The 15,081-nt window shown below is 69.9% G+C and carries 10 protein-coding genes; 5 read left to right on the forward strand and 5 right to left on the reverse strand.

Annotated elements, in window-relative coordinates:
- The first annotated feature begins 149 nt into the window (after nt 1-149).
- Entirely contained in the window at nt 150-1,514 is a 1,365-nt protein-coding gene (locus C8E87_RS25380) for a DUF1996 domain-containing protein (protein WP_239080021.1), read from the forward strand.
- 58 nt (nt 1,515-1,572) lie between these two features.
- On the opposite strand, the gene C8E87_RS25385 is transcribed toward C8E87_RS25380, so the two are convergent.
- The 3 genes from C8E87_RS25385 to C8E87_RS25400 all read right to left on the reverse strand — a co-directional run bounded on the left by C8E87_RS25385 (nt 1,573) and on the right by C8E87_RS25400 (nt 6,151).
- A complete protein-coding gene (locus C8E87_RS25385; protein WP_133875403.1) occupies nt 1,573-2,154 on the reverse strand; it encodes a DUF305 domain-containing protein in 582 nt (193 codons plus the stop codon).
- A 280-nt stretch (nt 2,155-2,434) separates the two neighbouring features.
- Nucleotides 2,435-2,809, reverse strand: a complete 375-nt coding sequence (locus C8E87_RS25390; protein WP_133875404.1) for a VOC family protein — start codon at nt 2,807-2,809, stop codon at nt 2,435-2,437.
- A 315-nt stretch (nt 2,810-3,124) separates the two neighbouring features.
- Nucleotides 3,125-6,151, reverse strand: coding sequence for a discoidin domain-containing protein (locus tag C8E87_RS25400; RefSeq protein WP_239080020.1), 3,027 nt, complete (start codon nt 6,149-6,151; stop codon nt 3,125-3,127).
- A gap of 425 nt (nt 6,152-6,576) precedes the next feature.
- Here C8E87_RS25400 and C8E87_RS25405 point away from each other — a divergent pair, with 425 nt between their 5' ends.
- Entirely contained in the window at nt 6,577-6,942 is a 366-nt protein-coding gene (locus C8E87_RS25405) for a YciI family protein (RefSeq protein WP_133875407.1), read from the forward strand.
- 81 nt (nt 6,943-7,023) lie between these two features.
- Nucleotides 7,024-8,283 carry an RNA polymerase sigma factor gene (locus tag C8E87_RS25410; protein ID WP_133875408.1) on the forward strand — a complete coding sequence of 420 codons (1,260 nt, stop codon included), beginning with the start codon at nt 7,024-7,026 and terminating at the stop codon, nt 8,281-8,283.
- A 21-nt stretch (nt 8,284-8,304) separates the two neighbouring features.
- Here C8E87_RS25410 and C8E87_RS25415 read toward each other — a convergent pair whose 3' ends face one another.
- Nucleotides 8,305-9,081, reverse strand: coding sequence for a DUF5995 family protein (locus C8E87_RS25415; RefSeq protein WP_133875409.1), 777 nt, complete (start codon nt 9,079-9,081; stop codon nt 8,305-8,307).
- A gap of 158 nt (nt 9,082-9,239) precedes the next feature.
- Nucleotides 9,240-12,047, reverse strand: coding sequence for a helix-turn-helix transcriptional regulator (locus C8E87_RS25420; RefSeq protein WP_133875410.1), 2,808 nt, complete (start codon nt 12,045-12,047; stop codon nt 9,240-9,242).
- A gap of 160 nt (nt 12,048-12,207) precedes the next feature.
- Between C8E87_RS25420 and C8E87_RS25425 the strand changes: the two genes are divergently transcribed.
- Nucleotides 12,208-12,840 carry an adenylate/guanylate cyclase domain-containing protein gene (locus tag C8E87_RS25425; protein ID WP_133875411.1) on the forward strand — a complete coding sequence of 211 codons (633 nt, stop codon included), beginning with the start codon at nt 12,208-12,210 and terminating at the stop codon, nt 12,838-12,840.
- A 184-nt stretch (nt 12,841-13,024) separates the two neighbouring features.
- Nucleotides 13,025-15,076, forward strand: coding sequence for a DNA gyrase/topoisomerase IV subunit B (locus C8E87_RS25430; RefSeq protein ID WP_133875412.1), 2,052 nt, complete (start codon nt 13,025-13,027; stop codon nt 15,074-15,076).
- The last annotated feature ends 5 nt before the right edge of the window (nt 15,077-15,081 follow it).

Genomic DNA, 15,081 nt, shown 5'->3' on the forward strand with positions numbered 1-15,081 from the left:
GAAACCCGCCTACGTATTGACGCCCTTGACATCGCGGCGTAACACTCGGAAAGCGCTCTCCAATCCCCGAAGGAGACCTGGTGAATCCCCAACTGTCCATCGCACCCCCGGCCGCGGTGAGGCCCCGGCCCGTCAGACGCATTGTGACTGTGAGCGCGGTAGCGGCCCTCGCCGTGACCGCCGCGCTCACCGGTGTCCGCACCGCCCAGGCGGCCGACACCCTGCTCTCCCAGGGCAAACCCGTCCTCGCCTCGTCGACCGAGAACGGTGGCGCCCCGGCCGCCGCGGCCGTCGACGGCAACCCCGCCACCCGGTGGGGCAGCGCGTGGAGCGACCCCCAATGGCTCCGCGTCGACCTCGGCAGCACGGCCGCCGTCACCCAGGTCAAGCTCGTCTGGGAGGCCGCGTACGCGAAGGCCTTCCAGGTCCAGACCTCGGCCGACGGCAACAACTGGGCCAACGTCTACAGCACGGCCAACGCCACGGGCGGCACGCAGACGCTCACCGTCAACGGCTCCGGTCGCTACGTTCGCGTGTACGGAACGCAACGGGGCACCGGCTACGGCTACTCCCTGTACGAGTTCCAGGTGTACGGCTCGTACACGTCCACACCGCCGACCAGCGGCCCCGGCTACATCCTCGCGAACCCGCCCGTCACCGGCGTGGTCCCGTCGACGGCCGTCCCGCCCGACACCAACCCGCCGACGACCCACCACGAGTTCCAGATGAACTGCTCGGTGAGCCGCGGCAACCTCAACGACGACCCGATCGTCTTCCCCGGCCTGCCCGGCGCCTCGCACTCGCACACGTTCATGGGCAACACCACGACGAACGCCAACACGACGCTGGCGAGCCTCAAGGGCGGCAACACCTCGTGCATCACGCCCGGTGACAAGACCGGCTACTGGATGCCGACCCTGCTCAACGGCGACACCGCGGTGCAGCCCGTCGGCCGGCAGACGATCTACTACAAGTCCGGGGTCATCGACTACCGCAGCGTGCGCCCGTTCCCCGAGGGCCTGCGCTACCTGGTCGGCAGCCCGGCCGCCACGCTCGAGGACTTCCGCAACCACCCCGGCGCGGTAGAGGGCTTCGAGTGCGGTGACCTGTCCTTCAACTGGGACATCCCGGCCAACTGCGTCGCCGGCACCCAGCTCAACGTCCGCTTCCAGGCCCCCAGCTGCTGGAACGGGCTGCACCTGGACACGCCCGACCACAAGAGCCACATGGCGTACCCGGTGCTGGGTGTCTGCCCGTCGTCGCACCCGGTCGCCGTCCCGATGATCGAGTTCAAGATGGCCTGGCCGGTCAGTGGCAACATGGCCAACGTCCACTTCTCCAGCGGGCGGGGCTTCTCGTTCCACTACGACGTCTTCAACGCCTTCGACCCGCCGACGCTGGCCGCCCTCACCCGCCACTGCATCAACGGCGGACTGCAGTGCGACCCGCGCGGTTTCGACCTCTACAAGCCGGAACGTGGCGCCGCGCTCAACGAGAACTACGAGTTGCCGTAAGCAGTCACAAAAACGGGCGCCGTCATGAGGACGGCGCCCGTTTTTCGCTTGTCCACAATCACGGAGAACTGCTCGGCATTGTGGACAACACCGCTTCCCTCGTACGCAGAATCTGCAGTGCCAAATCGCGCGTCTGTGTTTCGACTCCCGATTTTTCCTCACTGCGCGCCAGGCTCTGGCTCTGCTCCAGGTGCTCCCGGATGAGCTTGGTGACCGTCTGGTCGAAGGCCGCCCCGACGAGCTGGCTGGCGCCCGTGACGTCCGCGGGGGTGACCATGCCCGGCATCGGCATGCCCTTGTGCGGGTTCTCCGTGGGCAGCCCGGCCCGTGTCTGCAGCTGCCGCAGAACGTTCAGCTCGCCCTCGGTGAACGCCTTGACCTGCAAGGCGGTGGCGAGAGTTGCCGGGTCTTCGGTGTGTTTCGGGGTGAGCTCGAGCAGGGGGAGAAGTTCCTCGTTCATCGCGATGTTGATTTGGATCCAGGCAAGGTCGGTGCCGCCGAAACCCGCCACCGGGGCCTGCGCCGAGGCGTTCGCGGTGGGGGTGGGCGCGTCGCCGGACCCTGTCGCCGAGCAACCCGTCGCCGCGCACCCGGTGAAGCAGAGCGTTGCCACGATCAGGAGCCGGGGAAAGTGTTTCACAATGGCGAGTTTGGTCGTTTTGCAGCGCCATTGTCAATGATTCGATATTGCCCAGCGGCAACGGAAATGTAACGACGCTTTTGGCATTGGCGCGTGACGCGGTGGCGGTGGGGTGTGGCGGTGGCGCGTCGCTCGGTGGGGTGGCAACGGGGCAGCGTGGGGGCGCGTCAGGCGGCGGCGCAGTGGCACGGTGGAGAGCCGTGCGTGGTGGGGTGGTGACGCAGCAGGGCTGGCCGGTGGTGAGCGCGGCGGCGTGGGGCCGCCTGGGTGTGGTTGATTGTCAGGCGGTTTCCCAGAGGCCGATCAGGTTGCCTTCGGTGTCGTGGAAGTAGGCGCTGAAACCCATGGTGCCGACCGGCTGGCGGCCGATGGCGAGTTTGCCGCCGAGTTTTTCGATGGTGGCTGCGGCCTCGTCGATGCTGTCGACCTCGATGGTGAGCACCGGCGCCGTGATCGGGCCCTGGCGGGACAGCATGCCGCCGTTGATGCCGCCGGGCTCGGACGGGCGGCCCTGGTCGTCGGTCGCTGTTGTCGTGACCAACGTGTATTGGTAATTCGGCATCGAGTTGAGATGCCAGCCGAACGCCTCTCGGTAGAACGTCGTGGCGCGCTCGCCATCGTCGAACGGGATCTCGAAGTGGATCACTCTGTTCATCTCGCCACCTCCTTGACCCGACCCTAGAACTGCGGGCCGGGTGGCAGAAGAGCCGAAAGTACGGGTCCGCCGAAAGCCGGCGACGCACAAGACGCGGCGCGCACGACAGGGCGTACGGGAAAGACGACAGGGCGTACGGGAAAGCGAGAGGGCGGCGGGAAGCGAGAGGGCTGCGGGAAGCGAGAGGGCTGCGGGAAGCGAGAGGGCTGCGGGAACCGAGAGGGGTGCGGGAAGCGAGAGGCGTACGGGAGAGCGCGAGAGGGCGTACGGAAATAATGGGCGCCGCAGCCACGGCCACGGCGCCCCTGCATCGGCTCAGCGGCGATAGACGCCGAACTCGTAGAGCGAATAACCGAACCCGGTAGCCCGCGTCGTCCCGTTCATGCGGACGTACCGCCCGGAACCCGAGATCCCGAGCTCGTCGAACCCGCCGTCCCCGCTCGTGGTCGTGAAGATCGTCGTCCAGTTCGAGCCGTCGTTCGACGTCTGGATCTGATAACCCATGGCGTAGGCCGCCTCCCACGCCAGCCGTACGTGGTTGAACGACTGCACCGAGCCGAGGTCCACCTGCAGCCACGCCGAGCCGGTCCATTCGCTGGCCCACCGGGTGCCGTAATCGCCGTCAGTCGCGTACGAGGGCAGTTGTGGCCCGTTGGAACCGGTGGGCTGATGCGACGATGCGGTCGTCGTCCTGCCGCGCGACAGGTTGGTTCCGGTTTCGGGCGGCGCCACCACCCGGATCGATTTCTGCTCGATGCCGACGTTGCCGTGCCCGTCGAAGGCGTAGACGTAGACCTTCCACACCCCGAGCCGCTCGGGCGCCTTCGCCGTGAACGAGCCGTTGCCGTTGTCGGTGAAGGTCACGTTGCTCAGCCCGGTACCGCCGCCGGCGTACTTGTCGGAGTACATCAGGTTGTAACGGATCAGGTCGTTCTGCGGATCGGTGACGCTGACCGACACGTTCAAGGACCCGCCCGCCGGTACGGAGGTCTGGTTGCTCACGGTCATGCTGGTGATCTCGGGCGGCGTGTTGGCCGGCGTCTCCCCGGTCCAGGCCCGCTTCAGCGAGTAGTAGCCGTGCCGCCGCCACCCGCCGGTGAACGTGTTGAGCCACACCCCACCGAAGTCGTTCTCGAGTCCGTAGTGGAACTCGGTCGCGCCCAGCGCCACGGTCGGGTGCGCGTTGATCGCGGCCCAGCTGCTCGCGTACTGGTCCCGTTTCTTGAGGTCGCTCGGCTCGGTCGGCACGCCGTTGACGTCGTTGGGCACCTCCCATTCGCCCTCGGGGCCGGCCTCGGTGATGATGTACGGCTTCGTGTAACCGCCGGCCTGCCAGTCGGGGTAGATGTTGCCGATCGCCCCGTACGAGTTGACCGCGAGCAGGTCGAGTGCCGGAGCGTACTGCTTGTAGTAGGGCCACGCGCCGGTGTACGCGTCGGTCGACGTGACCGGGTGGTTCGGGTCGGCGGCGTGGATGGCGACCGCGACCTCGTTGACGAACTTCGCGTAGCCGACGCGTCGCGCCTCGACCTCGGCCGCCGAGAGCCCGTGGTCCTGCATGGTCAGGATGACCTCGTTGCCGACGTCCCAGAGCAGCACACCCGGGTGGTTCTTGAGCGTGTTGACCCGGGCCACGATCTCGGCCTTGACCGAGTTCATGTACGCGGTGTCGTTGACGTAGTCGGCGCCCTGGTTCAGCCAGTGCCCGACGATGACCTTGATGCCCTGCCGGGCGGCCCGGTCGAGCAGCGTCGGCGTGTTCGCGTCGTCAACACCCCACGTACGGATCGTGTTGACGCCCATGTTCCTCAGGTCGCGCATGTAACCGTCGGCGGCCGCCTGCGGGGGCCCGTACGTGAGGCCCTTGACCTGATAGGGCGATCCGTTGACCTGCAGCTGCCAGTTGCCCTGGCTGCCGGTCACCTTGACGACGCTGGAACCACCGGGCACGGCAGGGTCGGTCATCGCCGGTGGGACGGCCCCGGTCGCCGTGCGGGCCACGCTGACCGAGTCGACGCTGAGCACGCCGCCCGACGTCGTGTCAGGTGTGGGGGTCGTGCGGCCGGCCAGCGCGTTCGGCAGCGAGCCGCCGATGGCGAGGTCGAGCCGCAGGAAGAAGCCGTGGTGCACGGCCGCTCTCCAGGCTGTCACGCCGACCTGCGACTGCCGTACGATCCAGGTCTGCCGCCCGTCGAGGTAGAACCGGATCTCCTCGTCGGTCTTGGTGCGGTCGATGATCTGCGTGTACTCGTGGTAGCCGGTCCGGCAGCCGGCGCAGCTGGCGAAGCCGGACGAGCGTCCGTTGTACTCGGCGCACACCCCGTCGGGCGCGGTGCCGCAGTGCAGGGTCTGTGCCAGCTGGCTGCGGCCGTTGACGTCCGTCATGATGTCGGTCTCGCCCACGCCGGGCCAGTTGTTGAAGTTCCCGCGGTACGCCGCCCCGGTCGCCCGGAAACCCGGCCAGTAACCGAGCGCGTTGGCCACGTCCGGCTGCTTGAGCACGGCGGTGAACTTGGTCTGCTGCCCGGCCAATGGCTCGAAGTCGGCGCGCTGGGTCTCGAGGCGGCCCGACGTCCAGTTGCCGCTGCCGTCCCGGATGGCCTTGATGGTCAGCCTCCCGTTGCCGTCGAGCGAGACGTTGGCCGTGCTGTTGCTGGCCGTCTCGACCTCGCCCGTGCCCCAGTTCGCGGCTCCACCGGGATATTGCGTTCCCGTACGCATGAGCCAGTTCGCCGACGACGGCGAGGACCCAGCCGGCCCGTCGAACTTGTCCTCCCAGATCGTGGTGAAGTTCCCCGGCGGCTGGGTGGTCGGCGGCGGGTCGGTCGGCGTGGTGCCACCGGTCGAGCCGTAGACCTTGAACTCCCACAGCGAGTATCCGTAGCCGCCGTTACGGGCCGTGCCGTACAGGCGGACGTAGCGGCCGCTGCCGTTCACGGTGAGCGTCTCGGTGCCGCCCGTCCCGCCCGTCCTGGTGAAGATCGACGTCCAGTTGTTGCCGTCGGGGGAGGTCTGGATCTGGTAGCCCGTGCCGTACGCGTTCTCCCACTGCAGCACCACCGAGCTGATGGTCGCGGTGGCGCCGAGGTCGACGCGCAGCCACTGGGGATCGGAGAACTGGCTCGACCAGCGGGTGCCGTCGTTGCCGTCGGTGGCGTTGGCGGCCACGGTGTCGGCTGTCTCGTTCGACGAGGACGTGGTGGGTTTGCCCTGCGAGAGCAGGGTGTCGGCGGCGTAGGCGCTGCTGTGCGCCGTGACGGCCAGGCCGGCCGCGACGAGGGCCGTGGTCAGGGGGATGGCGAGGCGGCGCCACAGGCGTGGCGGGGAGGAAGCCGTGTTCACGGAAACTCCTGGGGATGTCGGGACGCTAGGGAAAGCGCTCTCCATGAATGGCCGAAGTGTTACGCCGGGCTTTCACGCGTGTCAATAGGGGGCCGCGAGTCCTGCCCGTCCTTGCGGTGCAAAACGTAATATTCACGGCATCCAACGACGGTGCAGTGGACGGCCTGGGAGAGCGGTTTCCGGGCGTGTCGGGGCCGGGTGCGGGCGCGCGGGCGCGCGGGCGCGCGGGCGTGTGTGTGTGTGGGCTTCGGCGAGGGCAGGGCAGGGCGAGGGCAAGGGCTGGCGTGACGGTGAGTCGCGAATGCTTCGGGGTCGCCGGCGAAGAGGTCGCGGAAAGTTGTGCGAGAAAATCTGGCGGGGGATGTCGAGGGGTGGCCGGCGGCTCCGACCACAGCGCAGAAACCGAGAGCTGAAGGAGTTCGACGATGAAGTACATGCTGATGATGTTCGGTGACGGCGGCGAGATGGCGGCCACGGCCGACCCGGCCTGGGTGCGCGACATGATGACGTTCATGGGCGACTTCAACGACGAGCTGACCAAGACCGGTGAGCTGGTCGCGGCGCACGGGCTGGCGTTCCCCTCCACGGCCAAGACGGTCAGCTACGCCGATGGGCAGGTCGCGGTCACCGACGGGCCGTACGCGGAGAGCAAGGAGTCGCTGGCCGGCTTCTGGATCCTCGACGTGGCCGGCGAGGAGCGGGCGATCGAGCTGGCGGGCCGGGTGGCGTACTGGTCGCGCAAGGCAGAGTTGCGGGAGGTGCCCGACGCGGCGCCGGAGTTCGACGCCTGAGCCACTTCGGACAGGGGCCTGGTCTGGTGCCGGGCCCCCGGAGGCGCGGCGCCGGGTGGGCGAGGGGAAGGGCGCGGGGCGATGGGTGGGGCGAGGGCGTTGGACGGGCTGCTGCGGGAGCTTGCGCCTCAGGTGCTGGGAGCGCTGGTCCGCCGGTACGGGCAGTTCGACGCGGCCGAGGACGCCACGCAGGAGGCACTGCTGGCGGCGGCGGTGCAGTGGCCGATCGAGGGGGTTCCGGAGAATCCGCGGGCCTGGCTGACCTCGGTGGCCACGCGACGGCTGGTGGACGAGTTCCGCAGTGACAGCGCACGCAGGCGGCGGGAAGAAACCATCGCCATGGCCGTGACGGGCGCCGGAACCCGCGCGGAGGATGGGCCGGAAGCAAGGGCCGAGAACGCGTCGCGGGATCGCGACGACACGCTGGACCTGCTGTTCCTGTGCGCGCATCCGTCGCTGTCGCCGCCGTCGCAGCTGGCGTTGACGTTGCGGGCGGTCGGCGGGCTGACCACGGCGGAGGTCGCGGCCGCCTTTCTCGTGCCCGAGACGACCATGGCGCAGCGGATCAGCCGGGCGAAGCAGGCCATCCGCAGGAGCGGGCCGGATTTCCCGCCACCCGCGCCCGGGGCCGAGCGAGCCGAGCGGCTGAGGGTCGTACGGCAGGTGTTGTATTTGATCTTCAATGAGGGTTACACCGCGAGCGGCGGGCCGGAGCTGCAACGGGCCGAGCTCACCGGTGAGGCGATCCGGCTGACGCGGATGCTGCACGGGCTGGTTCCCGGCGATCATGAGACGGCCGGGCTGCTGGCGTTGATGTTGCTCACCGACGCCCGGCGGGAGGCGCGCACCACCGACGCCGGCGAGCTGGTGCCGCTCGACCAGCAGGATCGGTCACGATGGGACAAGCGGAAGATCACCGAGGGGGTCGGGCTGGTCTCGTCGGCGCTCGGGCGCGGGCCGGTCGGTCCGTACCAGGTGCAGGCCGCGATCGCCGCCCTGCACGACGAGGCCGCCTCCGACGGCCAGACCGACTGGGCGCAGATTCTGGCGCTGTACGAGGTGCTCGAACGGATCTCGCCCGGCCCGATCGTCACGCTCAACCGGGCCGTCGCCGTCGCACGGACGCGGGGGCCGCTGGCGGGGTTGACCGTGCTGGGCGAGCTGGCGGGGGACGAGCGGATGGCGGGGCATCATCGCCTGCCCGCCGTTCGGGCTCACCTGCTCGAACAGGCCGGATTCACCGATGAGGCCCGCGCGGAGTATTTGGCCGCGGCCAAGCTGACCACCAGCACGCCCGAGCGGCGCTACCTCACGGCCCGAGCCGAGCGCGTGAGTGGGTGAGGCCGGCGGGGTGGAGCGGCCTTATTGGAGGAACGCGCCCAACGGTGAGAGCAGTAGTTTGTTGACGCCCGTTGCCGTCCTGTCCAGGGTGGCGCGTTCGCGGTCGGTGGCCGACATGTCGTGGCGCAGGCACCACAGTTTCTGGGCGTTACGCCAGGCCACGTTGCGGGTGTACTCGACGGCCTCGCCCTGCCACCAGTCGTCGAGGCGGCCGTTCATCATGTCGATCAGCAGTTGCCATTTCTCGAGGTAGCCACGGCGCAACCCGGGGATCGACTCGGCGAAGATCTCGTTGATCTCGAGGTAGTCGTGGTGCTGCTCGCTGTCGTCGATCGGGTCGGTGCCCAGGTGGTCGAACGTGGTCACCAGCGCGAACGGCAGGTCGAAGTTGATGTGCGCGTTGACGCCGGCGCAGGCCGAGGGCAGCGGACGGCAATCGGGACCGCCGATGCGCTGGAACAGGCTCGCCCACACCTGCGGGCAGCGCGGGCTCGCCTCGGGGCCGGCCCAGGCACGCAACGCGTCGAAGTAACGCGCCGCGAACTCCACGTCGAGCCGGGACAGGAAGGCCGGGTCCTCGAACTTGCCCGCGTAGAGCCGTTCGAGCACACCCTCGGTGATCGTCAGGTAGAGCCGGTTGAAGTCGCACAACGGGTTCTCGCCCAGCAGCGGGGGCACCCGGGTCAGGATCGCCTGCAGCTCCCGCAGTTGCTCGACCACGCCGGGAACGTCGTCGGGGTGGTTGCTCAGGAGATCCGTCATCCCCTGATGCGCCGGTCCCCAGACCGACTGGCTCATCGGCTCTCCTCCACAAACCTAGGCGGAGGGCCCCTAGCACCACCCGGCGGCGGTGGCCACCGGGTGGTGCTCCCCCGTCGCCACAGACTTCCGCACCCGGCCTACGTACGGATCGGTAGATCTACGTAGTCGGGTGCGCCGAGAAGATAACGAAATGGTCACGCCGCGGTGAGATAAACCCGGCTCGCCTGTACGCGGGTGCGCACCTGCAGCTTGTCGAAGATGTGCCCGACATGCACCCCGACCGTGCGTTCGCTGATGAACAGCCGCTCGCCGATCTCGCGGTTGGTCAGGCCCTCTGCCAGGGCGGCCAGCACCTCGCGTTCCCGGACTGTGAGCAGGCCGAGCTCGTCCGGCGGCGCGGCCGGGGGCGCCGCCATCGGCACCGTCGGCAGGTCGTCGGCGAGCGTCACCCGGTGCCGCTGGGCGACCGAGACGATCTCGTTGGCGAACGGCCGGGCGCCCATCGCTGTCGCCGTCGCATAGGCCTCGCGCAGCGCCGTCGTCGCCGCGGCCTTGCGCGACCGGCGTTGCAGCGCGGCCTCGGCCTGCCGCAACCGCGAATAGGCCGCCGGGTAGGGCTGACGACGCTTGTCCCAGGCCGCCACGGCCTTGGCCCACAACGACGGATCCGGCCGGCCCTCGGCCCGGCTCAGCTCGGCCGCGCACAGGTCGAGATAGCCGTCGATGGTGGCCCGGACCGGCGCCGCGGCGTTGCCGACCCCGGCCGCCATCCGCTCGACGGAGACCTTGAGCCGGCGCAGCGCACCCGGGTCGACCGGCTGCCCGGCCGCGTGCGCCTCGGCCTCGGCGCGCAGGCCGTGCCAGGCCAGCACCCCGATCAGCACCAGGTCGTCGGAGCGGGTCTCGGTGAGGCCGCGCTGCACGGCCGCCCGCGCCTCGGCGTGCCGGGCCTGCCACATCGCCAGGCCGGCGCGCAGCGTGAGCATCGGCAGCACATGCCGGGCGCCGCCACCGGCCAGCAGGGTGGCGACCGCGTCGAGGTCACGGTGGGCCGCGTCGACGTCGCCGAAACCCACCCACAGCTGGCACCGTGACAGCAGCAGCTCGACGGCGTCGGCGCCGGACGGCCGATGGCGCATCGCGTCGTCGAGCACCGCGTCGGCCTCGGACCACTGGCCGACCCGGAACAGCCCTTTGGCGGCGATGGCGAGCAGGCGGGTCTGGTAGGTGCGGCCGGCCCCGAGCGAGGCCAGCCGCTGCGCGCCACGGCGGGCGACCAGCACCCCCTCCTCGATGCTGTTGAGGGGGCCGGTGAGCAGCTCGGCCAGGTGCAGATAGGCCACGCCCAGCTCGTCGGGGTGGCCGCTGCGCTCGGCGATGTCGACAGCGTGCCGGATCACGGCGAGTCCGGCGTCCGGGTCCTCGCGGAACGCGGCGCTGAAGCCGAGGGCTGCCGACGCGCGTACGAGGTCGGCCGTGGACCCGTTGACCTCGGCCATCTCGAGCGCTTCCTGCGCGCGGGCGTTGGCGTCGGCGTACCGGCCCAGGTGCAGCAGCAACTCGGCCAGGAAGGCCGCGGCGGTCGCGCGCTGCCGCGGCGAGCAGTCGGCCGCGGACAGGGCCCGCTCGTATTCCTCCTCGGCCGTGGCCGTGCGCCCGGCCGCCGCCAGGTAACGCGCCCGGCGCAGGTGCAGGTCGCACTGGCCGGGGGCGTCGGGCCGCTCGGCCAGCGCGTCCAGCCCGGACAGCGCGCGCTGATGCTCCCCGCACAGGTGGGCCGCCTCGGCCGCGTGGGCCAGCAGCTCGGTGCGCTCGGGAGCGTCGTCACCGGCCAGCTCGAGCGCCGACGACCAGTGCCGATGTGCCTCGGTGAAGCCGTAGAGCTGCTCGGCGGAGCGGGCCGCGGCCACCACCGACGGCAGCGCCCGGGCCGGCTCACCCGCCCGCTGCCAGTGATGGGCCAGCCGAGCGTGGTCGGGCGCGGGGCACTCCTCGAGCGCCTCGGCGAAGCGGCGGTGCAGGGCGGCGGACTCGGCGGGCAGCACCTCGGCCGCCAGCACCTCGGCGACCAGGCGGTGGCGCAGCCGGTAACCGTCGCCGGCGGTGGCCACGAACCGGTGCGCCACCGCGGCGCGGACCGCCTCGATGAGCTCGGCCTCGCCCAGCGGCACCACCTTGGCCAGCACCGTGTGCTCGACCGGCTCGACACCGGCCGCGATCGCGTGCACCACGGCGTGCGCGTTCGGCGGCAGCTCGTCGACCCGGGACAGGAAGATCTCGCGCAGCGTGTCGGACAGCTCGACCCGGCCGTCGCGCAGGTCACGGGCCAGTTCCTCGGCCACGAACGGGTTGCCGCCGCTGCGCTTGTACACCCGGTCGGCGTCCTCGGGCTCGATGCTCCCGCCGGCGATCGCGGTCACCAGATCGACGGTCTGGTCACGGTCGAGGGGGGCGAGGTCGACCACGCGTACGGACCTCAAGCGGCGCAGCTCGGCCAGCACCTTGCGCAACGGGTGGGCGCCCTGCAGGGCCTCGGCACGCACCGCGGCCAGCACCGCGATCTTCACGTCGCTCAGGCCGGCGAGCAGATAGAGCAGCAGCTGACGGGTGCTGCGGTCGGCCCACTGCAGGTCGTCGAGCACCAGCAGCAGCCGCCGGTCACCGGCCACCGTCAGCAGGTCGCGGGAGACCCGGTCGAGCAGGTCACCGGCGTCGGAGGCCACCGCGCGGCCACTGTGGCCGGACTGGCGCAGCGCCTGCAGCACGGGGTGCAGCGGGGACGCGTCGCCGATGTCGAGACAGGTGCCGGACAGCACAGAGAAACCCGCGTCACGCATCGCCCGGGCGGTCTCGCGCAGCAGCCGGCTCTTGCCGACACCGCTCTCCCCGGTGACGAACACCGCGGAGGTTCCCCCAGGGCCCGCGTCGCGCAGGTCGGTTTGGACTTGGGTCAGCAGGCCGGCCCGCCCGACCAGTGGCCCGTCCTCCTCCTCGCTGGCCATGACGGTCACCCTAGTGCCCATCGACCTGGAACGTTCTCAGCGGTTCGGTCTGTTCTCTCACACCAGCGATGTGTCGGAGATACGTCGTTCTGCAGATCCGGTAGTGGACTGCGCCTGACACCGTTCTTCCGGGGCACAGAAACTGGGGGAGCGTGAAGACATGACCGCAATCGCTATGGCGGAGCAGGAGCGGCGTCAGACCGTCACCGTCCTTTTCATCGACATCGTGGGGTTCACCTCGCTCGTCGACGACCTGGACTGCGCGGAGGTCCGCGCACTGCAGCGTGACTACTTCGGCGCCGTTGCCGACGTGGTCCGGGCGGGCGGCGGAGTAGTGGAGAAGTACGTCGGGGACGCGGTGATGGCGGTGTTCGGCACCGGCGCTGCGGGCTTCGGTGCGGAAGCGGCCGCCTCGGCGGTGCGGGTGGGCCTGTCGGTGCAGGAGGCGTTGAGGGGGCAACTCCTGGCCGGCAGGTTCTCCGTCCGCACGAGGGTCGGGCTCGCGACCGGGGACGTCATCGTGGACCTGGAGGCGGCCCACGACGGCGGGCACGCGATGATCAGCGGCAGCGTGGTCAGCACGGCGGCGCGCCTGCAGGCCTACGCGCCGCACGACACGGTGGTGGTTTGCCCGCGGACCAGGGCGGCGGCCGGCGACCTGATCGCCTTCCAGGAGCTTCCACCCGTACGGGTTCCCGGCAAGCCCCGTGCGCTCGATCTGTATCGGGCACTCGAGCCGCACGGGATCCGCCCGGCCAAGCGTCACCTGTACGCCCTGCCGGCAGCGGCATAGGAGCTGACCGACACGGGTACGTCAGCCCCTCGTACCCGTGTCGTAGCTCACCGGCCGTAACTTTTGCCCGTATCATCCCGTTCGTGCGTCGCCCCTCCCGGCTCGGCGGACGAGAGTTGTCGGGGGGTCCCGGTAGGCTCGCCGCGTTCTGACCACCACCTGGGCCGATCGGGAGTGCCACCTCGTGACCGCGGAAATCCTGTACGGGGCCGATGACCTCACGCACCTGGAGGGGCTGGACGCCGTCCGGAAACGCCCGGGCATGTACATCGGCTCGACCGACAGCCGAGGCGTCAACCACCTCGCCAACGAGATCATCGACAACTGCACCGACGAGGGCGTCGGCGGCCACGCCACCAAGGTGTCGGTCATCCTGCACGCCGACGGCTCGGTGCAGGTCGACGACGACGGCCGGGGCATCCCCACCGCCGTCAACACCAAATCCGGCCTCAACGGCGTCGAACTCGTTCTCACCCGCCTGCACGCCGGCGGCAAGTTCGGCGGCTCCGGCTACAAGACCTCCGGCGGCCTGCACGGCGTCGGCGCCTCCGCGGTCAACGCGCTGGCCCTGCGCTTCGACGTCACCGTCAAACGCGACGGCAAGGTCCACGAGATCTCGTTCCAGCGCGGCGTCCCCGGCTCCTTCGACGGCCCCGGCCCGCAGGCCCGCTTCCACCCCGAGTCCGGGCTGCGCGTCGTCCGCAAGATGAAACGGGGCGAGCCCACCGGCACGTCCATCCGCTACTGGTACGACGCCCGCTACTTCGAGACCGGGGCCCGGCTCGACGTCGACGCCGTCCGCACCAAACTGCGCAACACGGCCTTCCTCGTCCCCGGCGTGCTCTACTCGCTGCGCGACGAGACCGCCGAGGAAACGACGAACGAGACGTTCCACTTCCCGCACGGGCTCACCGACATGGTCGAGTTCCTCACCCACGCGGGCGACAAACCCGTCTCCGGCATCCTCATGGTCACCGGCGAGGGCACCTACAAGGAGAACGCCGCCGACGAACACGGCGTCATGCAGTCCAACGTCGTCCGCCGCGCCGAGGTCGAGATCGCGTTCCGCTGGGGCACCGGTTACGAACGCACCATCGAGTGCTTCACCAACACCATCCGCAACATGCACGGCGGCACCCACCGCAAAGGATTCGAACGCGCCCTGGTCCGGGCGCTCACCGAGGCCATCCGCAACACCCGCGGCCTGCTCAAGCCCAAGGAAGACCCGCCCGTCCTCGACGACCTGCTCGAGGGCATGACCGCGGTCATCCACGTCCGCGTCCCCGAGCCGCAGTTCACCTCGCAGACCAAGGACGAGCTCTCCACCGCCGGCATCACCCGCGTGCTGCAGGGCCTGGTCGAGCAGCACCTCAAGGAATGGATCGACGGCCGCAGGACGAAGTCCGAGGCCCGCACGGTCCTGCAAAAGGTCGTCGACGCGGCCCGCGTCCGCCTGACCCAGAAACAGCAGAAGGACGCGGCCCGCCGCAAAACCGCCCTCGAGGGCGCCTCGATGCCGCCCAAGCTGGTCGACTGCCGCGCCACCGGCATCGCCCAGTCCGAGCTGTTCATCGTGGAGGGCGACTCCGCACTCGGTAGCGCGCGGATGGCGCGGTCGTCGGAGTATCAGGCGCTGCTGCCCATCCGCGGCAAGATCCTGAACGTGCAGAAGGCCACCCTGCAGCAGGTCCTCGACAATGCCGAGTGCTCGGCCATCGTGCAGGTGCTGGGGGCAGGCTCGGGCCGCACGTTCGACCTGTCGACCCTCCGCTACGGCCGCGTCATGATCATGGCGGACGCCGACGTCGACGGATCGCACATCCGCACGCTGCTGATCACGCTGTTCGCCAAGTACATGCGCCCGGTCATTGAGGCGGGCCGCCTGTATGCGGCGATGCCTCCGTTGCACAAGGTCGTGACCAGGGGCCGTAACCCGGAAACCATCTTCACGTACACCCAGCAGGAGATGGAAAGCACCGTCGCGCGGCTGGAACGGCAGGGGAAGACCGTCGTGAAGCCCGTCCCACGGTTCAAGGGTCTGGGCGAGATGGACGCCGAGGAGTTGTGGGACACGACCATGAACCCGGCCACCCGCACCGTACGGCGGATCACGCTGGACGACGTCGAGCGCGCCGAGGGCGTGCTGGAGTTGCTGATGGGCGAACGGGTCGAGCCCCGGCGGAACTGGCTCATCGAATCGTCCGGCCGCATCGACGAAGAGGCCATCGACGCCTGACCGGC

This window comes from Paractinoplanes brasiliensis (assembly GCF_004362215.1).
Taxonomy (GTDB): domain Bacteria; phylum Actinomycetota; class Actinomycetes; order Mycobacteriales; family Micromonosporaceae; genus Actinoplanes; species Actinoplanes brasiliensis.